This is a genomic window from Bacteroidota bacterium (genome assembly GCA_018816945.1).
Classification (GTDB): domain Bacteria; phylum Bacteroidota; class Bacteroidia; order Bacteroidales.
Genome location: JAHIVC010000071.1, coordinates 43,207 through 65,439, shown reverse-complemented (window position 1 = coordinate 65,439; position 22,233 = coordinate 43,207). Strand labels below are relative to the sequence as shown.

General features: G+C 35.8%; 17 protein-coding genes. All 17 read left to right on the top strand.

The window, feature by feature from the left end; genetic code table 11:
- The first annotated feature begins 119 nt into the window (after positions 1 to 119).
- A complete protein-coding gene (locus KKG99_11305; GenBank protein ID MBU1013585.1) occupies positions 120 to 422 on the top strand; it encodes a helix-turn-helix domain-containing protein in 303 nt (100 codons plus the stop codon).
- The gene (locus tag KKG99_11300) at positions 419 to 2,641 is read left to right on the top strand and encodes an N-6 DNA methylase (protein ID MBU1013584.1); all 2,223 of its coding nucleotides are present in this window, start codon (positions 419 to 421) and stop codon (positions 2,639 to 2,641) included. Before KKG99_11305 ends, KKG99_11300 begins: the two co-directional genes overlap by 4 nt.
- Positions 2,631 to 3,932, top strand: a complete 1,302-nt coding sequence (locus KKG99_11295) for a restriction endonuclease subunit S (GenBank protein MBU1013583.1) — start codon at positions 2,631 to 2,633, stop codon at positions 3,930 to 3,932. Before KKG99_11300 ends, KKG99_11295 begins: the two co-directional genes overlap by 11 nt.
- 51 nt (positions 3,933 to 3,983) lie before the next feature.
- Entirely contained in the window at positions 3,984 to 4,325 is a 342-nt protein-coding gene (locus KKG99_11290) for a type II toxin-antitoxin system RelE/ParE family toxin (GenBank protein MBU1013582.1), read from the top strand.
- 2 nt (positions 4,326 to 4,327) lie between these two features.
- A complete protein-coding gene (locus KKG99_11285) occupies positions 4,328 to 5,419 on the top strand; it encodes an ImmA/IrrE family metallo-endopeptidase (GenBank protein MBU1013581.1) in 1,092 nt (363 codons plus the stop codon).
- Positions 5,420 to 5,431: 12 nt separating this feature from the next.
- Positions 5,432 to 7,207, top strand: a complete 1,776-nt coding sequence (locus KKG99_11280; protein ID MBU1013580.1) for an AAA family ATPase — start codon at positions 5,432 to 5,434, stop codon at positions 7,205 to 7,207.
- Positions 7,200 to 8,549 (top strand): McrC family protein, encoded by a 1,350-nt coding sequence (locus KKG99_11275; protein MBU1013579.1) that lies wholly within the window; start codon positions 7,200 to 7,202, stop codon positions 8,547 to 8,549. The genes KKG99_11280 and KKG99_11275 overlap by 8 nt, the downstream gene beginning before the upstream one ends.
- A gap of 4 nt (positions 8,550 to 8,553) precedes the next feature.
- Positions 8,554 to 11,589, top strand: coding sequence for a type I restriction endonuclease subunit R (locus tag KKG99_11270; protein ID MBU1013578.1), 3,036 nt, complete (start codon positions 8,554 to 8,556; stop codon positions 11,587 to 11,589).
- Positions 11,589 to 12,191: a M48 family metallopeptidase gene (locus tag KKG99_11265; GenBank protein ID MBU1013577.1), complete on the top strand. Its 603-nt coding sequence runs from the start codon at positions 11,589 to 11,591 to the stop codon at positions 12,189 to 12,191. The genes KKG99_11270 and KKG99_11265 overlap by 1 nt, the downstream gene beginning before the upstream one ends.
- Positions 12,192 to 12,221: 30 nt before the next feature.
- Complete coding sequence (locus tag KKG99_11260) at positions 12,222 to 14,270, top strand: hypothetical protein (GenBank protein MBU1013576.1); 2,049 nt, start codon at positions 12,222 to 12,224, stop codon at positions 14,268 to 14,270.
- 131 nt (positions 14,271 to 14,401) lie between these two features.
- A complete protein-coding gene (locus KKG99_11255; protein MBU1013575.1) occupies positions 14,402 to 15,349 on the top strand; it encodes a radical SAM protein in 948 nt (315 codons plus the stop codon).
- A gap of 59 nt (positions 15,350 to 15,408) precedes the next feature.
- On the top strand, positions 15,409 to 16,596 hold the full coding sequence (locus tag KKG99_11250) for a hypothetical protein (protein MBU1013574.1): 1,188 nt from the start codon (positions 15,409 to 15,411) through the stop codon (positions 16,594 to 16,596).
- A gap of 29 nt (positions 16,597 to 16,625) precedes the next feature.
- Positions 16,626 to 17,417 carry a creatininase family protein gene (locus KKG99_11245; GenBank protein MBU1013573.1) on the top strand — a complete coding sequence of 264 codons (792 nt, stop codon included), beginning with the start codon at positions 16,626 to 16,628 and terminating at the stop codon, positions 17,415 to 17,417.
- 22 nt (positions 17,418 to 17,439) lie between these two features.
- On the top strand, positions 17,440 to 18,288 hold the full coding sequence (locus KKG99_11240) for a hypothetical protein (GenBank protein ID MBU1013572.1): 849 nt from the start codon (positions 17,440 to 17,442) through the stop codon (positions 18,286 to 18,288).
- The gene (locus KKG99_11235; protein MBU1013571.1) at positions 18,285 to 19,385 is read left to right on the top strand and encodes a hypothetical protein; all 1,101 of its coding nucleotides are present in this window, start codon (positions 18,285 to 18,287) and stop codon (positions 19,383 to 19,385) included. The genes KKG99_11240 and KKG99_11235 overlap by 4 nt, the downstream gene beginning before the upstream one ends.
- Positions 19,386 to 19,397: 12 nt before the next feature.
- Positions 19,398 to 21,563: a hypothetical protein gene (locus KKG99_11230; protein ID MBU1013570.1), complete on the top strand. Its 2,166-nt coding sequence runs from the start codon at positions 19,398 to 19,400 to the stop codon at positions 21,561 to 21,563.
- Entirely contained in the window at positions 21,556 to 22,206 is a 651-nt protein-coding gene (locus KKG99_11225; GenBank protein MBU1013569.1) for a Sua5/YciO/YrdC/YwlC family protein, read from the top strand. Before KKG99_11230 ends, KKG99_11225 begins: the two co-directional genes overlap by 8 nt.
- The last annotated feature ends 27 nt before the right edge of the window (positions 22,207 to 22,233 follow it).

Here is a 22,233-nt window from a genome sequence, read left to right as displayed (position 1 = left end):
TTTACCAAGCTTTGCAGAACTGCATACTTTGCATGGTTTGCAGTTTTTCTCTTTTTTCTTTTGTGTTTCTTTTATTATGTTTATTTTTGTCAATGATTGACAAGACAATAAATAACAACATGAGCCAATTTAGTGAACACATACGCAACCTGCGTGAAACGCTGAAAATCAGGCAACGTGAGGTTGCAGCTTGTCTGAAAGCTGATACAGCTTTTGTAAGCAAGCTGGAAAAAGGGGAACGACAGGCACGTAGGGAACAAGTGCTTTTACTTGCCGAACTTTACAATGTAGATAAAGAGGAACTACTCTCTCTTTGGCTTGCAGAAAAAGTTTATGATCTTGTAAAAGACGAGGATGTCGCTTTAAAATCATTGAAGACGGCAGAAAAGAATGTTAAACTTAAAAACAGGAAATCGGAATGATTACAAAACAACAATTGGGAAACTTCCTTTGGGGAATGGCAGATATTCTTTATGGCAAAGTTGAAGATTACAAGTCGTACATTCTCACATTGCTTTTTTACAAGCGATTGTCTGACAACTATACCTGGGAAGAATCAAATAAGGTATCTGAATTTGAAGAAAAATATGGGAAACAACCCAATACCAAACAATTGGAGCAAATTACCAAGTATGCCCATCAGTTTGTGATCCCTTCCGGCTGCTTTTGGGATGATGTGAAGCAAGCTCCGCTTGACAAAAAGAATGAATTGATGCAAAAAGCCTGTGATGGCATAGCTGATGCAAACAAATTAGCCGATGGCTCATTCCCGTTGAAAGGAATTATCAATGCTGTCCGTTGGAATGAAGCCGCTCCCGATGGATCCGGCAGGAAACGGCTTGACCCGAGCATTTTGCAGGAGCTAATAAATCATCTCGACCCGATGAAACTTTCAAACGACCGTGTACCATTGGATATATTAGGTCATGCTTACGAATACCTGATAAAACGCTTTGCTGATGAAAACAAAGGTGGTACGGTTGCCGGTCAGTTTTATACTCCTCCTGAAATTGTTGAATTGATGGTCCGTACCTTGAAACCTCAAAACGGCCAACGCATTTACGATCCCACTTGCGGTTCAGGCGGATTTTTGGTAAAAACTGCCGACTATGTAAGAGAAAAAAACAGTGAACTCAAAGGATTACGTTTATATGGTCAGGAAACCATCTGGACTACTTGGGCCATTGCAACCATGAATATTATGCTGCACGGTTTGGAAGGCAAAATTGTACAAGGTGATACAATAAGAGACCCGAAATTCCTGAAAGACGAGCATAGCATTGAAACCTTTGATATGGTATTTGCAAATTTCCCTTTCTCAGTCGAAAACTGGGCAGGCAATGGCACACCGAAGAAAGACAAGAAAGGCAAAGCAGTTTTGAATAAAGACGGCTCACCTCAATTTTCATTTCCTTCAAAAGACAGCTATTCCGATAAATTTAACCGTTTTATATATGGTGTGCCGGATTTCTCAAACGGCGACTTTGCCTTTATTCAGCATATCATTGCATCATTAGAGGAAGATGGCAAAGCTGCTGTTGTTTGTCCCAATGGCGTTTTATTTAAAGGACAACCTGAAAAAACCGAGGAAGAGGACGGTCAAAACCGCAAAGCCGATGATATTTACCTCATACGGCGTGGTTTTATTGAAGGCATTGGCGAAGAAGACAAAAATATTCTTGATGCCATTGTAGCCCTGCCCGAAAATGTTTTCTATGGCAATACCATTCCGGGTTGCATCCTGTTTTTTAATAAGAATAAGCCTGAACACCGCAAAGACAAAATCTTAATGGTTTGGGGTGCAAAAAAGGGATGGTACAAAGAAGAACCTGTTCAGAATGTATTGCGGCCTCAGGATGTGATGCGATTGCTGGTACAGCTCGAAAGTTACGGAGATAAGGCAGAAGCCATAAGAATTATCCCGACTGAAGAAGCCCGCTTATTCCAGTTGGTTGATGACTACCTTGCTTTCAAAGAACTCGAAATCAACGACAATTTTAAAGAAGAACAGCAGGATTGGATAAAAACCGATGCTTTGCTCCGAAATATAAAAGAGCTGTCGGAAACGGAGCAAACACTTGAATTTACTACCACCAAAGACAATACTGTTAAATGCAAAGTGAAGAATGGGAAATTTGAGTTTCTGCCCGATGCTAAAGGCAACCTGAAACTACCTGTAGAAGAAAAGAACATCCTTCACCTGAGACTTGAAAACGGTGCTGTACTTGAATTAAAAGTGAAAGCCGATGGCAAGGCAGCCATCAGCAATGCTGATATTGAAAAAGTGGAAAAGAAATTGGCTAAACTTACCGAAACCCTGCAAAAGCGTGACAAAGCTCTTGAGGATGCCCGGCAGGAAGCAGTACGAGAAAAGGAAGCCATAAAAGCGGTGAGTGCGGAACTACTCGAAGTGTTCGACAATCCTGAACTGCGTAAACGCTATTTCTCACTGATTGAAATTGACGAGATTCTCGAAAACGAGTTTAACCTCAACCTGCCCCGCTACATTGATACTGTTGAACCGGAAGAAGAAATTCCTATAAATACTGCTGTTTCCGACCTTGAATCAGTTTTGAAAGAAGAAAAGAAAGCAGAAAACCTATTGGATAACCATTTAAAAACCCTTGTAAATGCAAAGTAAATTATCAAGATTAGGCTTATGCAATCCTGCCTTTGATGTTATGCCATTAAAGGAAATGATTGATAAAAACGATGCCGGAAGCTGGGGTTCCGATCCTGTGGATGCTTCAATGAATGTAGTGCGGAGCACAAATTTTAATGATTCCGGCTATCTTGATTTATCTGATGTAGCCAAACGATTTTTAGAACCTGCTGTCTTTGAAGCATTGAGTCTCGAAGAAAACGAAATCCTGATTGAACGTTCTGGTGGTAGTGAAACTCAGCCTGTCGGCAGGGTTTCATTTATAACAAAAGATGTTGCTGAACAAGGTTTTGCTTATGCAAACTTCATACAACGCATTTCTGTTAAGCCCGGCATTGACCCAAAATATTTGTTTTATTGCCTTTATCAAATGCACAGTGCTGGTTTTACACAGATTATGCAGAATCAAACCAATGGAATCCGTAATCTTGAATACCGCTTTTTCCTGAAACAGCTATTACCAAAACCTGAATTTCCCGAACAGCAAAAAATCGCCTCCATCCTATCATCTGTTGACGATACCATAAAAGCCACCCGTACGAGCATTGCAAAACTCGAACGTCTCAAAAAATCCCTCATGCAAAACCTGCTTACCGGCAAAATGAAACCCGATGGCACCTGGCGAAATGTGGAAGAGTTTTATATGGATGATAAGTTTGGGAAAGTTCCTGTCGGATGGTCAGTAAAGTTTTTGGGTGATAGTGATGTAGCAAAAGTAAACCCAAATTACGAGTATGAGATTAACCAATATTTTGACTTTTTAGAAATGTCTGATGTTGATGAAAAATACAAAGGTGTTATCAAGTACGAAAAGATTTTTATTGAGAAACGTAATAGTGGTTTTGCAAAATTCAAAAACGGTGATATCCTTTTCGCAAAAATTACTCCATGTACAGAAAATGGGAAAATTGCTTTTATTGAAGGTTGTTCGACTGATATTGGGTTTGGCTCTACTGAATTTATCTCTATCAGTCCAACTGAAAACGTTGATGGATATTTCTTATACCTTAATCTTATTACTCATAGTGTTCATGGTAGAGCTGTTGCTTTAATGGAGGGTACAACAGGAAGACAAAGAGTACCTGCCAAAATTTTCAAAAACGTAATTCAAATTTCAGTGCCAGAAATTGAAGAGCAAAGAATAATAGCAGGGCGGATAAAGCTCATTGAAGATGGCATAAGAAGTAAATCTCAAAAAATTCCTAAGCTTGAAAAACTTAAAAAATCACTGATGCAGAAGCTATTAACAGGTCAGTTAAGGGTAAGATGAAAAATATTTTTAATTAACAGCAGGTGTTAACCAAATTAAATGTATCTTTGCATGGAAATTACATTCAGCGATAAAAAACTCGAAAAACTGGCAAACGATGACCGCAAATGTCTTAAAGAGATGGGCAAAATCAGGGCGGAAATATTCCGCCGCCGTCTTAATCAACTCAAGGATGCTCAAACTCTTGAGGATGTTAGGTATTTACCGGGCAATTACCATGATCTTATCGGCAATCGTAAAGGTCAATGGGCTTGCGACCTCGACCAACCTTACAGGTTGGTTTTCGAGCCTCACGAAAGCCCCATCCCCACCGATGAACATGGTGTATATATCTGGTTCGAGATTAAAGGCGTTGAAGTAATAGAAATTATTAACTATCATAAAGAAAAATAGTCATGGTAAAGCAAAATCAGTATTTTCCGCAGTCTGTCCCGCACCCAAGCGAAACACTAATTGAAAAATTGGAAGAAATGGGAATGGGTCCTAAAGAATTTGCATTGCGTACCGGTAAGCCGGAAAAAACCATCACGGCGATTCTTAAAGGCGATAGTTCCATCACGGCTGATATGGCAGTGCAATTCGAGAATGTAACAAAAATCCCTGCTCATTTCTGGCTCAACAGTCAGCGTGGCTACGATGAATATCTTGCCCGTGTTAAACGTCAGGAAGTTATCGAAAAAGCGGTTGTTTGGGCAAAGAACTTTCCTTTGGCTCAAATGGTTAAGTTTGGCTGGTTAAATGCCCTGCCCTCAAAACAGGCAATGGCAGCACAACTTTTGGCATTCTTCGGTGTGGCTTCTCACAAATCCTGGGAGGATTACTATTGCAACCAACAGTTAAAAGTGGCGTTTCGCATTTCTTTGGTACATACCAAAGAACCTTATGCCATTTCAGCCTGGTTGCGAAAAGGTGAGCTTTCCGCCCAGCAAATTCAGGCAAAACCCTATTCCGAAAAAACCTTCAAGGAAATATTACCGGAAATTAAGTCAGTAATGGCAGAGCAGCCCGGTGATTTCTTTCATCAGCTCCAGAATATTTGCTTAAAAGCCGGTGTTAAAGTGGTTCATACGCCATTTCTGCCTAAAGCCCCTATCAGCGGTGCAACACGTTGGATGAACGATACTCCGTTAATCCAACTCACTGGCAGAGGCAAACGAAACGATAAGTTTTGGTTCTCATTTTTCCATGAAGCAGGACATATCCTCTTGCACGGCAAAAAAGAAATTTTCTTAGAGCAGATCGAATACAAAGACAAAGACCTCGAAAAAGAAAAGGAAGCAGATGAGTTTGCCGTAAAATGGACATTCACACACGAGGAAGAAGCCGAACTAAAAGAAAACCTGCCTGATACCGAAGAAGCATTTTATGAGTATGCACGGAAAATAAAAACACACCCTGCAATAATCATTGGCAGGTTGCAGCACAACAAAGATATTCCCTACACTCTGGGGCAAAAGTTTTTTAAAACAATTGATTTGGCAAATTAACAACAACAGCGTATGAAACCAGACTGGGCAGATCAACGAGTATATGATTTATACAATGAATTTATAAGTGCCTGCATTTTGCAGGACAATAGTTTTTTGACTGATGAAAAAGATGTTTTTACCATCACAGCACTTGATGATAACATTCAAAGATTCATTGTTAAATACCTTGAAGGCAGCGACAGCTTCGATAATAAAATTAAAAAACAGTTTGAGGGTGCAACTTATGAAAGTCGCCTGGTATTTGCCCATGCCAATTGGTTATGGTGCATGGCTCCAAGCGATTTTCGTAAAAACTTCAAAAAGGAAGTTCCTATAAATGTACTTGGCGAATTTCTTACGGTTCCCATAAAAGACAATGTTATTCCCGATAATGGTTTTGGATCTGCAGGACCTTATTTAAAATACAATAAGCCGAATGAAATTGCTTTAATCCTTTTGGTTTGCAAACAGCTTAAACTTTCAGTTGCTGCCGGTAATATTAAAACCTTAGAGCAGGCAAATGAAATGGTTGAAAAAATGTGCCTCGTATGTCGTTTTAATTGGGATAGTGAAACAAGCACAATCGTTGATCCCGATGTATGGCATTTAATACCCGAAGGTTTGCTTACAATGTACAACATATTATTGCATTTGGCTAACCCCGACAAGTACGAACCTGTTTATTCCGAAGGTCATAAAAACCAAATCTATGGTGCATTTCACAAATTGCTCGATGATGCCCCAAAAGAAATTAAAGAAGCTAACCGTGAAGAACAAATCCTATACATCCGTCAAAAAATATCAGAATACAGTGGTGAAACTGATTTCACTTTTTATGATGATGAAATCCGAAATATCTGGAATTTTAACTTGGGTGAAACAAGTTTTAATGAATTTCAGGCACTACAATATAAAAAATCAATTATCTTATATGGCCCTCCGGGTACAAGCAAAACCCATTCAGCCAAAGCTTTGGCAAAAACCTTGATTTATCAGCATTACTTCAGCAACAGGGAAAATGTAAAAACATATTTCAAAGACAATCCTGATGTTACTTCCCCTCGTATTCATCGGTTACAGCTTCATCCGAACTATACTTTTGAAGATTTTATTGCAGGTATTCAAATTAAAGAAGGCAATACCATTCCGGTAAAAGGCTATTTTCTTAACCTTATTGAAGAAGTCAGGAAAGATGATTATCCCCATGTATTAATTCTTGACGAAATAAACAGAATAGACTTATCCCGTTTGTTTGGCGAGCTTTTTTCTGGTCTCGAAAACAGAGAGGAAGAAATAAAACTTTCCATTGGCGGTTTTACAATAAAGGTGCCTCAAAACCTCTACATCATAGGCACTATGAACGAAATTGACTTTTCATTGGAACGCATTGATTTTGCACTTCGCCGTCGCTTTGTTTGGTTTTTCTACGGTTTTAGTGCAGGTGTTTTGCGGAATATGATGATTGAAAAAAGAGCCAATCTCGAAGTAAGAATTTCCGATGAAGATATTGACACCTTTGTAAACAGGGCTCAACTGTTCAATAATCATATTAAAGCAATGGATGAACTGGGCAAACAGTTCGAAATCGGTCATACATTTTTTGCTGAGGTAGTTGATATTTTCTGTTCGTTCCGTGATATTGAAGGTTTCCCTCGCCTAAAACTATTCAAAGCTAATGGTCCTGTAAAAGTTCTATGGGAAATTTCGATAAAACCAATGCTTGAAGCCTTTTTAGGAAACATGGATAAACAGGCACAACAAGAAAAAATAAATCTGTTTCAAAACATCTTACTGAATAATGAATGATGCTGAATACATATTAATTGAAGCAAATGATTGCTCACCTTTTAAGTTAAAACCCGAACAAGAAGAGGTATTGCATTTTTTTGCCCATTCAGTATCAACAATCAATACATTTCATTTCAGTTCCGACTATTACAACGACGAAAAATTACCAGTTGCTGAGTACGACTATTATTCCGGCACATGGTGGGCTGGTCGTTTAGTGGGCGAAGCCACATTTAAATACAAGGATAATTATTATAAGATATTAATAAAACCAAGGTTTGGCGAGCTGCATTTATTCAGAATGCTGGAAGAAATTTTCAATGTTAAGCTCACTGAATCAAGTCACACGCTGAATCATCGTCAGGATTTTCAGTTTCTGATAAAAAAACTCATTTCATTTCTATGGCTTAATATGCTGGCAAAAGCTAATAAGCATGGTTTGCCAAGAAATACAATAACTAAAACCCACAGAGGTCAAACTATAAGAGGTCGCATAAACATTCAGAAGTCAATAAAAACCTTATTTACTTCATCCGAGCTTATTTCAAATTACAGAGAAAAAGAAGCAAATGAAGTAATTGCTCAGATACTACTCCAGGCATATAACATCCTATTAAAGGATTATCATTTAGGCTCTTTGAACACACCAAATAATACTCAGGATGCAATTATTCAATTTGAATCTGCCCGTTTGCAAAAAAGGCATATTTCATTCTCTGAGTATCAAAATATTCGCTATAAGGACATCTATCAGTCATTTAAACCAGTTGTTGTTTTTTCCTGGGATTTATTGCAAGGTAAGAGTATAGGCAACAACATTCAGGATAAAGATAAAACCAAAGGATATAGCTTTTTTATTGACATGGCTGAGGTTTGGGAGCTTTACCTAAAATCCTTGTTAAAAAGGAAATTAGCTGCAAAAGGTTGGAGTATCAGAAATGATAAACCTATAACATATTCCGGAAAGTATCATCAAAAGCAGTTGATTCCAGATATTGTAATGCAAAGGAATAACGATGTTTTGGTTTGGGATGCAAAATACAAACAAATGCTTTTCAGGAAGATTGATTTTGACCGCACCGACTTTTTCCAGATTCATACATACATCAATTACTATCAACAAAGTAAAAATGTAATTGCAGGAGGCTTGTTGTATCCTATCTCTTCCTCAATTTCAGAAACATTCGCATCAAAGTCAAAAAGTAATTCCCTCTTTGACGGCAATGGCTCTGATACAAAATTTATTGTAGATGGCATTGATTTGTCTTTTATTAATAATTCAGTAAAAGATGAAGTTCAGGATGATTTCAAAGAAAAAGAAAGTCAGTTTTTAGAAAGAATTAACGCCGTAATTGAATAACATTATGACACAAATTTCAGAATTACACGGAGTAGAAATGCCAATCTTTGATTGGTTAAGTCTTTTGGGCTGGACACCCCGCCCTGATGAGGATTTGAAACAATACAAACGTCCGATTTCAAACCCGGTAATTGATACAATTTTATCCGAAAAAATCCAAAGCATCAACAGCATTACCGCTGCCGATGCCAAAAAAGTTATGGATATTCTGTATGCCCCTTTCAATAACCCCAATTCATTAACAGCAAATGAACTATTCCTGGAGCTTATCACGAAAGGTGTTAATGTTAAGATTGACCAGGACGATAAAACCATCAGAATCATTGATTTTGAAGACATCTGGAATAATAGTTTCATTGTTACTCGTCAGTATTGGGTTCAGGGCAGTGATTTGGTAAAGCCCGATGTGGTATTACTCATAAATGGTATTCCTCTAATCTGCATCGAAGCAAAGCAAAGGGCAAAACAGAACTCAAATTATTTTGAAGGGATAAAACAATTAGGTCGCTACGACAGCAAAGCATCAAAACTATACATCTGTAATTTGTTTGGCGTTGCAGCCAATGGCAAGTTCTCCAAATACGGCACTCTGGGTTCATCTGCATCATTCTTTTTCGAGTGGAAAGACCTGTCAGTCCATAATCCAGAAAACAATCCTGTAATTAAAAACAATACTTTTTCTACCATTCAGAACCCCGAAACAGGTTTATTGGATCTTGATATTCCTGCATACGAGCAAATGAAACAATCGCTTTGCGGGTTACTTCAACCCGAACGTGTGTTGGATATTCTGCAAAATTTCATTGTTTTTGAAAGGTCTCCCGAGGCTGGAATTGTAAAAAAAGTTGCCCGGTATCAACAATTCAGGGCAGCTAATAAAATCGTTGACAGGGTAATCGGTAAGGCAATGAAACATGGTGTAATCTGGCATACTCAGGGTTCAGGGAAAAGCCTCACCATCTTATTCACCGCTTACAAACTCCGCAACAATCCTTTACTTAAAGACCCCACCGTTTATATTGTAGTTGACCGTAAAGATTTGAAAGACCAGATAGGTGACACATTTGAAGAATGCGACTTTCCAAACACGTTCAAACCTACAAACATTGGTCAGTTAAAACAAAAAATCACAGCACAATCCGGTGAAGTAATTATCAGCACCATTCAGAAGTTTCAGGATTTAGGCGACCTCAAAGATGAAAGGGAAAATGTATTTGTACTGATTGATGAAGCACATCGTACTCAGTATGGCGATTTTCATTCAGAACTAAAGGCTGTTTTACCTGAAGCAAGCCGTTTTGCTTTTACCGGTACGCCCATTCCGAAAACGATAAGGGAATTTGGTAAAATTTCCACCAATGAATTTGAAAAATATCTGGACAGGTACAGCATAAAAGATTCAATTGATGACGGTGCAACCGTTGAAATCATTTACACCTTTGGCCCTACCGATTTACAGTTAGATAAGGAAAACCTGAAAAAAGGATGGGATGAGCTTTCTAAGGAATTAAGCAAAGAAGAAAAACAGGCAGTACAAAAAAGAGTTCAACCCTGGAAAACCATAATCAAGAAGCCTGAAAGAATTGCACTGGTAGCAAAAGATATAGCCGAAGACTACAGAACAAAGGTTGAACCCGATGGCTTCAAGGCTCAGGTTGTTGCTGTGGACAAAGAAGCCTGCGTTACCTATTATAATGAATTGCTAAAAAATGGCTTCGATACAAGCGAAATCCAGATTGTTTTCAGCAAAATGCACAACGAGCCGGAGGATCGCTACAATCTTTTCAAAGATCACTATCTGAATGATGGTGATTTAAAGAAAATTGTGAAAAAGTTTAAAAAGCGGATTACTCCCGAAGAAATAAAAAATGGCAACAACCTGAAAATTTTGATTGTTTGCAATATGTTGCTGACCGGTTTTGATGCACCCATTGAGCAGGCAATGTATTTGGATAGTCCCTTTAAAGACCATACCCTGCTGCAGGCAATTGCACGCACCAACCGTCCTTATGATGACAAACCAACCGGAGTATCAAAACAATGCGGAAGAATTGTTGATTATCTTGGCATTTTCAAAGACTTAAACAATGCTTTGAACTATGATCCTGCCGATATTGGGACTTTCAAAGATGAAGCCGAATTATTCCTTCAGTTTCCAGAACTGCTTGACAAAGCAATGCAACCTTTTGAATCAATCAAACTTGAAGATACTTATCAATGTACTATTGAAATAGTCAGGATTCTCAACACCATTGACAGGAACGAATTTGAAAAAGACTTTCGGAAAGTAGTCCAGTTATACGAAGCAATTTCCCCAAGTGCACTGCTGATTCCGTATTTCGCAAAATATCAGTGGCTGCTTACCATCTATCAAATTTACCTGTCCGAGTTCAAACGACTTGATTTTGATGCTGAATTTTATGCAGCCAAGACAAGAAAACTATTACAGGACAGCACCAAAGTTTTGGATTTCAGGGGTCACTTACCGGAAGTGAAAATAGACAGCAATTACATTGATAAAATCAATAATACCAAGCTTAGCCCTGATGATAAAGCGGAAAAGATTATCAGGGATATTGAAACGGTTGTTCGTAAAAATGAATTGCAAAATCCTGTTTACATTGATTACCTTAAACGTCTGGAAGCTCTTATAAAGCAGAAGCGTGAAAAAGCAAAATCAATAGAAGACATTTTAAATGACCTTGAAACACTCTTCAACGAAGTGGAACAGGCGGAAAGTTTGCCACAGCGGATGGGCTTTGAGGATTTGGGTGAGTTTACCATTTTTCAGGAAATCAAAAACCTGAAAGGAGACTTACTACCGGAAGATGAAGCCAAAGCTCTTGCCTTTGAAATCGGCAAAAGCATTAAAAACAAACGCTATACAGGTTGGCAGGAAAGCGATCAGGAGAGACGAAACACAATGGCTGAAATTGCCTATTTGCTGTGTGATGATAAGTATGAGCAATTAGACCTTTGCGGTAATGCTGAACTTGCTGAAAAACTACTGAACAGATTAATTCAACACTATGCTTTATAATGACATTGCAAACTGAATATATCATCGAACGAAAAAAAGTAAAACACGCACGCATCAACGTGAATGAAGAAAAACGTGTTAAGCTGATTATTCCTGAGGATTTCTCTCAGGATGATATTTCCCGTTTGCTTTCCCAGAAAGAAGGTTGGATTAAAAAACAACAATCATTTTTTAGTCAGGAGCAAATTAACCCTGTAAAATTAGAAGAAGGTCAAATTCTGTTGTTTGGCGAGGCATATCAATCGGATTTCGATATTGACAACTCAGTTTTATTAGAAAAATGGTACAAATCGCAAGCTAAAGACTATATCACCGCTCGTTTACGAGAGCTTGCTTCTCAGCACAAATTCAAATACAATAAGGTTTTCGTTCGTGATACAAAAACCAAATGGGGCAATTGTTCAAAAGATAATCACTTGTCATTTAATTGGCGTTTGATAAAAGCCCCAAAGTATGTGATTGATTATTTAATCCTGCACGAATTAACGCACACTTTAATTTTAAAACATACGCAATCCTTTTGGTTGAAGTTGTCTCTTTTATGTCCTGATTACAAGCAGGCAAGTGATTGGTTGGTAAAATATGGTAAAACACTCTTTTAAAAAACAGATATGAACAGATAAAAAAGAATAATGGCAGACCAAAATCTCATATTAAACATTCTCACATTCAACCATCCGGCTGAAACTGCCGAATTTTCTTTTTCTGTCGAAAAAGCAGATGGCTTGTTTTCAATTCACAAAACCGAATGGCCTGTTAATATTGAAGATTTATTTCCGAAACTGAACCCCACTGCACAATATCTATACGTAAACTTTGAACCAAGTCCCGATGAAAAAAAGCTGACCGTAATCCTTCATAAAAGCCCTCGTTTTGCAAAACATTACTATCAGTGGCTCATTTCCCGCTATTTTAACAAAGTGGCAAGCGTTTCAAAGCCAAATTTCATAAACGACAATGAATTTTGGTTCTGGGATAAAGAAGCAAGCACCGGGCAGTTCTTTATTTTCAAACGCTTTGTTATAAAGGTGCAGATTAAACGCATAACCGATTTCCCGGAATTGGTAATTTCCTACGAAGGCATCAGCAAAGTATTCAAAGAAGGACTGAACAAAATAAACGCACCCACCGAAGCCATCCATAAAGTAATTTACAACCGTCAGCTTATCCCCTACAACAAATTAACCGATGAAGCCAAGTTGGATTTAAGCAAAGTCCGTCCGGTATTGAGCAATTCCCTGCGTTCAGCATTGGGTTTTAAATGGGAGCCGAATCTGATCCCCAACAAGTTGAAATTCTTTTACAACGAAATATCCTGGTTTGTCAAAACACATATTGACACACCACAATTCAAAGAAATAATTCCGGTCAAATCCTCTGACTTTATTCAGGTTCCGAAACCCAGGTCATTCAATACTACTAAAGACAGCAACCTGCTCATTTTCGGAAACAAGAAAACAGACCTGAACCCTTTTATGGGTTTGGTTAAGAATGGTCCTTTCACCCCGACCCCACTGAATAAAATTGAGTTCATTCTGCTGTATCATGAAAACGACCGCCCAACGGCAGATAAACTGCTGAATTGGTTCGATGGTAAGGTTAAGCCGAATGTAAAGAGTTTAAAGGACTTCCTGAAGATGAATTACTTTGTTGACATCAACAAGAGTATTGTTTTCACGAATAAAAATAACCCGATACCGGAGGTTCAACAGCAAATTGAAAACTGGCCCCGTATTTCAGGGACAAGATATTTGGCAATCTACATCACTCCGCATCCGAAAGAAACAACGGATAAAGCCATACACAGCCTGTATTACAAGGTAAAATACGAGTTGCTGAAATACGGCATTACTTCTCAGGTAATCGAAACAGAAACCATAAACGCACTCGATTTCAATTACAGTATGCCCAACATTGCCATCGCAATTCTGGCAAAATTGGAAGGCGTTCCCTGGCGTTTGGAACGAACCATTTATAATGAATTAATAGTAGGCGTAGGTGCTTTCAAATCCCGGAATATGGCAAGCCGGTACATTGGCAGCGCTTTCTGTTTCTCAAACGATGGTCATTTCCAGAGTTTCAACTGCTATTCGGCACATTCCACAACCATGCTGGCAGGTTCGATCCGTGATGCAGTCGAAAACTTTGTTGAGAAGAACAAAAGTGTTGAACGCCTCGTAATCCATTTTTACAAGCGGATGAGCCGGAAAGACCTGAAACCAATCCTGGAAGTCCTGTATAGTTTAAACCTCGGAGATATTCCGGTAATAGTAGTTACTGTGAACAAGACCGAATCCCGTGACCTGGTAATCTTCGATAAAGCCTGCCCGTCAAACAACATGATTCCGAACAGCGGAACCTTTGTAAACATTGGCAGAAATCAGTTTTTACTTTGCAATAACACGAGGTATGGCACAACCATGCCCGGCTCCAGAGATGGATACCCGTTTCCGGTAAAACTCAATATCCAGTCAACCGATGAAAAACTACTGGAAAACAGCAAACTCATCAACGACCTGATAGACCAGGTTTACCAGTTCAGCCGCATGTACTGGACATCGGTAACACAGCAAAACATGCCAGTTACTGTAAAATACCCCGAAATGGTGGCAGAAAAATACCCACATTTCGAGAGCAACAACATCCCTGATTTCGGAAAGGAGAATTTATGGTTTTTATAACACATTTTTATGTCTCTTCAACAGGTAAAAATTATAAAAAAATCTTTAGCGAGTCTGCTTGGTTCCATGCAATTTCTTTGGGTCTTGTAAATTTTAAATATATATGAAAACCCTAAATACTTATAAAAACCATGTTGAAATATTTTAATATTGAACGTTTAGAATTTTTGGTCACCAAAAAATGCAGTGGTGGTTGTAAACATTGCTCCGTTATTATTGATGAAGGGGTTTTGGATAACTCATTTATTGATTTTGATATAATAAAGCAATTTATAGAATTCATCTCGATCAATTTCAATATAAAGTCTATAATGACATATGGTGGTGAGCCTCTTTTATATCCAGAAATAACCGCTAATATTCATGAAATAGGTAAAAATTGTGGAATAAAAAATAGAGAGATCATTACAAATGGTTACTTCACAAATAATGAAGATTTGATACGAGTTACGGTTAAGAAAATTATTGAGTCTGGAGTTAATGAAATATTGTTATCAGTAGATGCCTTTCACCAAGAAATTATTAAAATAAATTATGTAGAGATTTTTATCAAAAATGTGATTTCCTTCAAATTTGAAAATATAAAAATTCATCCTTCTTGGGTTGTTTCTGAAGAAAGTGATAATTTTTATAATAACAAAACCAGAAATATTATTGAGTCAATTAGTAAATATGGTATAAAAACATCAAAAGGGAACAACATTGTGCCATCAGGTCTAGCTAAAAAATATCTTAAAAAGTATTATGAAAAAGGCGACATTGATTTCTCAAGTCATTGTGGTGAGTCAAAGTTTTCAAATTCACCGTATGATGTGAAAAGTTTACGTGTACAACCTAATGGGAATATTAATATTTGTCGAGGATTAGTAATTGGAAATGTTTTTAATGAGAAAATAGATGATATTCTGCTAAGATATAATCCAGAAAATAATAACATAATATCCATTTTATCAAATCAAGGACCAATTGGATTATTTCATTTTCTTGAAGAAAATGGGGAGAAAATTAATATTGAACATTATTATAACTCATGCGATCTATGTACAGATTGTATAAAGAAAATAAATAAGCTTATATGATTAGGGTCAGTGAACATATTAGCTTATTGCAAATAAACTATTTGCGAGAATCCATTAAGATGAATTTGGAAGAGATAGTATGTAATAAAAAATTACTTTTATATGGATCGTCAGCAGGTTCAGAACTTATTCGTAATTTTTTTATTGATTCCGGCGCAGCAAGCGTTACAAATGTCCCTTTACCTGAAAATCAAACCAGCAGTATAACTGATTTTTTTCATGCACACAATGAAGGTTTATTGAATCCTAGCAACGAAGTTAAAAATTTCTTGCATAGAATTGATCCATTAAAAGAAGCAATAGTATATGCTGGATCTTTCGTAAGTGCAGAAAGTTTAGATGGTAGAGTTGTAATTGGTAGAAGGCATTCAACATGGTGTGATATTGAAAAAAAGAAATATCAATCTGTACTGACTGCAGGACAAAAAGGTTATAACCCTTTTTATATGGATTTTTTAGATGGATTTCTATTTGACGACTTATTTGATTATTGCATACAAAATAAACCATGTATAATATCTGGTGATGTAAAAGGGCTCATTGCAATGGGATCCGATTATGTTTATATGATTCATCCTGATACACCTTTAAAAATTATAAAAAAAATATGTACGTTATTATATTTAAAATGTGACGGGGTTAGAGTTGCACCTTATAATGAGGGTATCCCTGCAACTTTTTATGGTTTTATAAATGATAATCAGTATATCTTATTTGGTCCTGTTGAGGCTATAGTTGGTTTTCATAGCAAAGATTTTAAGGTTAAAGCATCAGGAATTTTAATCCCTATTTCTCTACCAAATGAATTAATAATAAAAGCGAAAAAAAATATATTAATTATTTTAAAGAAACTAATTAGCGTGTCTTGTTATAGAGGGGCATTTGGTATTGATGGTTGTTTTTTTAATGATTATTTTATTGTTCATGAAATTAATCCAAGGGTTTGCGCTGGATTTTCCTTGCTATCAAAATTATATCTAAACGCAATTCCATTTGGATTGATTGATCTGATTATCCGTGAAGGAGAACCTGAAAAATGTAAATCCCTTTTAACTATTTTGAAAAGAAAATCAAAAAAAGTTTGTCTCTCAACAGATTTAAAATTATGGGAAGATAATGAATTGGAGAATGATTTACGTAATAAGATTCCTCAAAATGGTGAATTATCAGATTTGAATTATTGGAAAAAATATGTAATAAATAAATCATTGATTGGTTGTATTCCGTTTAAAACAGATATTTATTAGTCGATAAAATAAACAAAAAATGATGAAATATGATTGATTCCAAGCGTTTTTTCAATAACCTTACTTCCATTGAGGTTCAAAACTTCCTTACTACAGATTCTATATTGTGCATACCTGTTGGTGCTACAGAACAGCATGGAAAGCATTTACCATTAAACACTGATACCGTTTTAGCGAATGGTTTTGCAAGAAAAATGGTTTCCAAGTATTACAAAAAATATGATCTTTGGTTACTACCTCCTTTAGAAATTAGCCTCTCAAGTGAGCATATTTGGGCATCTGGTACTATCTCGTTTTCAACCGAGCTGTTCGTAAAATTATTCCATGAACTAATAAAAGGACTGATAGATTCCCAACCTGCTAGGAATATAATTATAGTTAATGGTCACGGAGGTAATAGAGGAATACTCGATACATTGATTGAAGAATTTCGTTTTCGATATTCTGTTGCTACAATTGTAATGCATCCAAGCGCTTTATCACGAATAAAATCTGGATCAAAGTTTAGTGAGGTTCATGGTGGCAAAAGCGAAACATCAATTATGTTAGCATTAGCCCCAGAGTTAGTAAATACAGAACTCATTCCTCCTCCATTGGAAGAAAATGATCAAACTCGTGTTAGTGAACTAATTCTTGATAAAGCTGTTTCATGGCCTTGGCATTCAAATGATTCTGGTCTTGGACACGATGGTATTATTGGAGATGCTGCTTTTGCATCTGCTGAACTTGGTAATAAAATAATTGATAGTGCAGTTATAAATGCTGAAGTGGTTATTACTTCATTAATTGCTTTTGGTAGACTAATAAGAAAAAATGATTAATACATTTTATTAAATAACTAATATGGAACTACATGGTAGAAAAATATTTGATTCATATTTCGTTAATCATGAAAATTATGATTCGGTGCGACCCGGATATCCGAATATAATGTTTGATGATCTTAAGAACAATCTAAATATTACACCCACCAAAAAAATATTGGAGATTGAAAGCGATAGTAGTAAAACACTTAAAAAAATTGCTGAGTTTGGGTGCGATATTATCGGAATAGAAACAAGAAAGAATATAATTCCATTTACTCAGGACACAAATACAACATATTCAAATGTTAATGTTGTTGGTACAAATTTTGAGCAATATCATGCTCTTTCCTCGTATTATGATGTGATTATTGATTTTAAAGCGTTCCACTTAACTCAAAACCAAGAAAAATATAAGAAAGTTTTAGAAGTGTTAGCAGAGAATGGTTCGTTAGTTTTAATTTGGAATAGTTTTTTACAAACTCAATCAGCGGTTACATTCGAAATTGAGAAATTATTTAGAAAATATTTATACGAGATTTATCCCTCATATGAAGAAACCGTTAACACTAGAGTGTTTTACAAGGTTGAACAGCGAATGATAGAAATACTAAATCAGCCTGATCTTGTCATGTGCTTCATGAAACGGTATTATTCATTGTATCATTATGATAAAGTAAGTTATCCTGAATTCCTAAATACATATCCTAAAATCAATAGTATTGATAAGTGCCGCCGAGATGCATTTTTGAGAGATGTAGGCGAAACTATCCAAAAATTTAAAGAAATTACTGTTCCTATTATGACTATTGTTCTAATTATGCAAAAAAGAAATTCGATTGTCGATTTTGTTTCTTCGATGTCTTCACCTTTAGTAAATAAATTATGAAATTAAATATTGAACAGATTAAAACATTTGCAGAGAATTATGGGGTCCCTTTTGAAGATGCTCTTTTTATTTCTCTAAATCTTTTTGGTGTAACAATGGATGTTACTTACAATAGGATGCGTACAGCGTTTCATTTAAATGGTAATGATTCTATTTTTTCTTATGCTGCTGATCTAAATGAATTGGATTATTATTTTGCATTAGCGGTTAATCCCAAAAGTCCATTTAGGATATCCGAGGAAGTACTTTATTTGGACAATTATAAAATAGGCAAAACAATTGGTGCAACTGAAGATTTTTGTGATTCTCATTACCCTCGTAGATTAGGAACATCATTAAATATTAATCCAAATTCAAGAACCTCTTGTCGAGGATGTGAGTTCTGTTATACGGCTTATCAAGTACCACATGATCGCAAACGAATGGAATCAGAACAAGATATACGTGAATTCTTTTATAATTGGATTAATAAACATGATCTGTCTGATCTTTCTCATCTTATTCAAGTTTCAGTTGTCACAGGATGTTACCAAACTGAAAAAGATTTGTTACTTTTTTTGCTTACATTAAATAATGTTTTAAAAGATTTTAATTTTCAAGGTAGGATTTTTTATTTAGGCTCGATGCTTGTTTCATCAGAGGCAATTCAGTCTTTAAGAGAAATCCCCTCATTTGGGTACTGTGTCTCTTTAGAGTGTTTTGAGCGTAGACATCTGCTAAAAGATTCTAAAAGAGAATTGACACTTGTTCATGCTAAAAATATAATGCGAGAGTGTGTTGAGGCAGGAATGGAAGTTAATTATACTTATGTTATTGGAATTGAATCTCATGATGTTTTCTTACCATATATGCAAGAATTCATAAAATATACAACAAAATTCCCAACGATTAATGTTTTACAATTACATCAGCAACATAATAATAATTTATTAGACCCAACTGCTTTAGATCTTGGCTATTTTTTAGAAGCTAGAGTTAAAATAGAGAAAATTTTTCTAAAAACTACTTTACGCCCATTAGTTTGGGAAGATTACAGGAGTCTATGGTATCTAAGATTTGGCAATGAAATACTTAAAGGATTTCGTGTTCCAGAATAAGTTTTTACTATTATGAAATTACTTGAACCAAATTTAAAATCGATTCAATTATTTTGGAGGGCTGCTAATTATCTTAGCGTTGGCATGCTTTATTTAAAAAATAACCCACTTCTTAGAGAAGAACTAAGTCTTCATCATTTTAAGCAAGGAATTTTAGGTCATTGGGGTGCTTGCCCTGGTGTTAATGCAATTTATGCACACGCCTCAGATTTATCACGTCGGTCAGGTCAGCAAATTCGGTTAATCGTTGGTTCCGGACATGCTGGTCCAGCAATACTATCAAATTTATTTTTGGAAGGTTCCCTTGAGAAGGTTTATCCAGAATATAAAAGAAATATAGAAGGAATGGCTAATTTATTTAATGCATTTGCTTCTAACAATGGTTTCAATACGGAAATAACTCCGCATTACCCGGGGATGTTATATTCCGGTGGTGAATTAGGAGCAGCATTGGCATTTTCTCAAGGTTATGCATTAAATAATCCCAAAAGCTTTTCTGTCTGTATTATCGGAGATGGAGAGCTTGAAACGTCAATTGCTCATGCTTCATGGCAAGGGTTTAAATTTTTATCATCAAATGATGGAAAAATATTGCCTGTTATCAATGCTAATGGTTATAAAATGGGGTCTAAGTCATTATATTCCCTAAAATCCCGCATTGAGCATGAACAATTATTTAATAGTTATGGATTAATACCAATGTTTATTGGTGATAATCACCAGCAGATTGCCGAAGCATTTAATTTGGCTTACTTAAACCTGATCAGTTCAAAAACTTTACTTCAGCCTATTATCATCCTTGAATCTCCAAAAGGATGGACAGCTCCGGAAAAATTTGGCACACGTCTTTTTGAAGGAAGTTGCAATTCACATAAACCAATCTTAAAAAATCCATCCAAAGACACCTGTGAATTAGAAATGGTTAAAAACTGGTTATTGTCTTATGTTCCTAATGAATTATTTGATGATGATGGTTCTCCCTTTGAGGAGGTAACACAATGTCTGCCTTCCTCTAAAAATCTTTTTGGTTTTAATCATAAAGCTAATAAAGGTCATAAAACATTATTAAAAGAGACAATTTATAACACAGAAAGTCCTATTGATACAATCATAAAAGATTTAATTAATAGAATGAAAGAATCTAAAGATATTATCGTATTTAGTCCAGATGAACTTGCATCTAATAAATTTGATAAAATCTTAGAAATTACTAAGTTAAAATATTGCAACTTAAATGATTTAGTTTATAGTACGCATGGAAATGTAATTGAGATTCTTAATGAACATCTATGTTATGCTTGGTCTCAAGGATTTTCTATGGCAGGAAATCATGCTGTGTTAATTTCTTATGAGGCTTTTGCTCCAATTTTTGAAAGCTTAACTGCCCAACATCTAAAATTTTTGAAAATACTTAAAAAATTGAAATGGCAGCCTTCTTATCCATCTGTAAATATTATTTTGACTAGTTTGGGATGGAATAATAGTTCTACCCACCACAATCCTGGATTTGTCGACAATTTTATTGGCAGAAATCAATCTCATGTAAAAATTTATATGCCTGTCACAGCTAAAGCAGCCGCTATCTTTTTCAATGAAATGATGGAAAGTTATAACCAAATAAACATAATGGTTATTAACAAAAATAAATTAGAGAAAATTTCTTCTCTTTCTAATTTTATAAAAGAAGATAGTTGTAAATCGTGGCGGGTATTACAAAGTGATATGTTAGGTGATTTAAAAATAACAATAATTGCTATCGGAGATATTATGGCTGAGGAATCTTTATGTGCCAAAGATATTTTAAATTCTTATTATCCTGAAATTTTTGTTCGTGTAGTTGTCATTGAGGATTTAAGCCTTCTTGAAAATTCAACTCATTTAGAAATAGAGAAGTTTAAATCTATTATTACTGATAGTTCAGGTTGTGTTTGGGCATATAATGGTTACCCGAAAACAATTAAAGGATTATTATGGGATATAGGTATTATTGCTAATACAAAGGTTTTGGGGTATTTGGATTATGATCAAACTAATGCTGGTTTTGAGCGCCTATCTATTAATGCAGTTAGTCGATATGATATAGCAAATGAAGCAATCAGATTAGTACTGTCAAATCAAAATGCAATTTCATTTGAATCAAAAATTAATTTTTGTATAAAAAGTAAAAACCATGACTAAAATACTAAAACCATCTATCGAAGCCATTAGTGAAGCGGTTCATATATTATTGAATGATGGCATTGTCATTATACCAACCATCAGATGGTATATGTTCTGTTGTAAAGCTGAAAATCAAGAATGCATTGAAAGAATCTTTAACGCTAAAGAAAGATCATTAAACAAAAAACCTCTTTTTATCTTACCAAATAAGTTACTTTCTAAATTATTTTTTAAAATAGAAAACGAAACTGAAATGTTAATTGAAAAGTTATGGCCTGGTGAACTTACTCTGCTTCTTCCTTGGGTGGATCAAAATATAGCTTCTAAATATCTTGCGTTTGACCAAACGTCTGCCTTAGCTATTAGTCCACCTATGCTGTTTGGTGAAATAGCTTGTTCTGCGTCTATACCTTTAGCCGCTACAACTGTTAATACCTCTTGTTCCTTGGATAAAGATCATCTTGGTCCTGCTTTATCAATAGAGGAAGTACTAAGTTTTATTAAGAAATCAAAAATAAAAATTGATATAATAATTGATGGTGGGATCTGCCCTGCTTTTAATCATACGACTATTATAGATTGTAGTGAAGGACAATATCCGAAAATAATCAGAGAGGGTTTTGTACACGAAAGAGCCATCAAAATAGCTTTATCAAATTAAAAATAAATTGACTTTTAAAATAGGAGA

Bases quoted from the DNA above. Each gene is read 5' to 3' on its own strand.
- KKG99_11285 (MBU1013581.1), top strand. From the start codon at position 4,328: ATGGTAAAGCAAAATCAGTATTTTCCGCAGTCTGTCCCGCACCCAAGC.
- KKG99_11295 (MBU1013583.1), top strand. From the start codon at position 2,631: ATGCAAAGTAAATTATCAAGATTAGGCTTATGCAATCCTGCCTTTGAT.
- KKG99_11305 (MBU1013585.1), top strand. From the start codon at position 120: ATGAGCCAATTTAGTGAACACATACGCAACCTGCGTGAAACGCTGAAA.
- KKG99_11245 (MBU1013573.1), top strand. From the start codon at position 16,626: ATGATTGATTCCAAGCGTTTTTTCAATAACCTTACTTCCATTGAGGTT.
- KKG99_11280 (MBU1013580.1), top strand. From the start codon at position 5,432: ATGAAACCAGACTGGGCAGATCAACGAGTATATGATTTATACAATGAA.
- KKG99_11240 (MBU1013572.1), top strand. From the start codon at position 17,440: ATGGAACTACATGGTAGAAAAATATTTGATTCATATTTCGTTAATCAT.
- KKG99_11255 (MBU1013575.1), top strand. From the start codon at position 14,402: ATGTTGAAATATTTTAATATTGAACGTTTAGAATTTTTGGTCACCAAA.
- KKG99_11265 (MBU1013577.1), top strand. From the start codon at position 11,589: ATGACATTGCAAACTGAATATATCATCGAACGAAAAAAAGTAAAACAC.
- KKG99_11270 (MBU1013578.1), top strand. From the start codon at position 8,554: ATGACACAAATTTCAGAATTACACGGAGTAGAAATGCCAATCTTTGAT.
- KKG99_11250 (MBU1013574.1), top strand. From the start codon at position 15,409: ATGAATTTGGAAGAGATAGTATGTAATAAAAAATTACTTTTATATGGA.
- KKG99_11235 (MBU1013571.1), top strand. From the start codon at position 18,285: ATGAAATTAAATATTGAACAGATTAAAACATTTGCAGAGAATTATGGG.
- KKG99_11260 (MBU1013576.1), top strand. From the start codon at position 12,222: ATGGCAGACCAAAATCTCATATTAAACATTCTCACATTCAACCATCCG.
- KKG99_11300 (MBU1013584.1), top strand. From the start codon at position 419: ATGATTACAAAACAACAATTGGGAAACTTCCTTTGGGGAATGGCAGAT.
- KKG99_11230 (MBU1013570.1), top strand. From the start codon at position 19,398: ATGAAATTACTTGAACCAAATTTAAAATCGATTCAATTATTTTGGAGG.
- KKG99_11225 (MBU1013569.1), top strand. From the start codon at position 21,556: ATGACTAAAATACTAAAACCATCTATCGAAGCCATTAGTGAAGCGGTT.
- KKG99_11290 (MBU1013582.1), top strand. From the start codon at position 3,984: ATGGAAATTACATTCAGCGATAAAAAACTCGAAAAACTGGCAAACGAT.
- KKG99_11275 (MBU1013579.1), top strand. From the start codon at position 7,200: ATGAATGATGCTGAATACATATTAATTGAAGCAAATGATTGCTCACCT.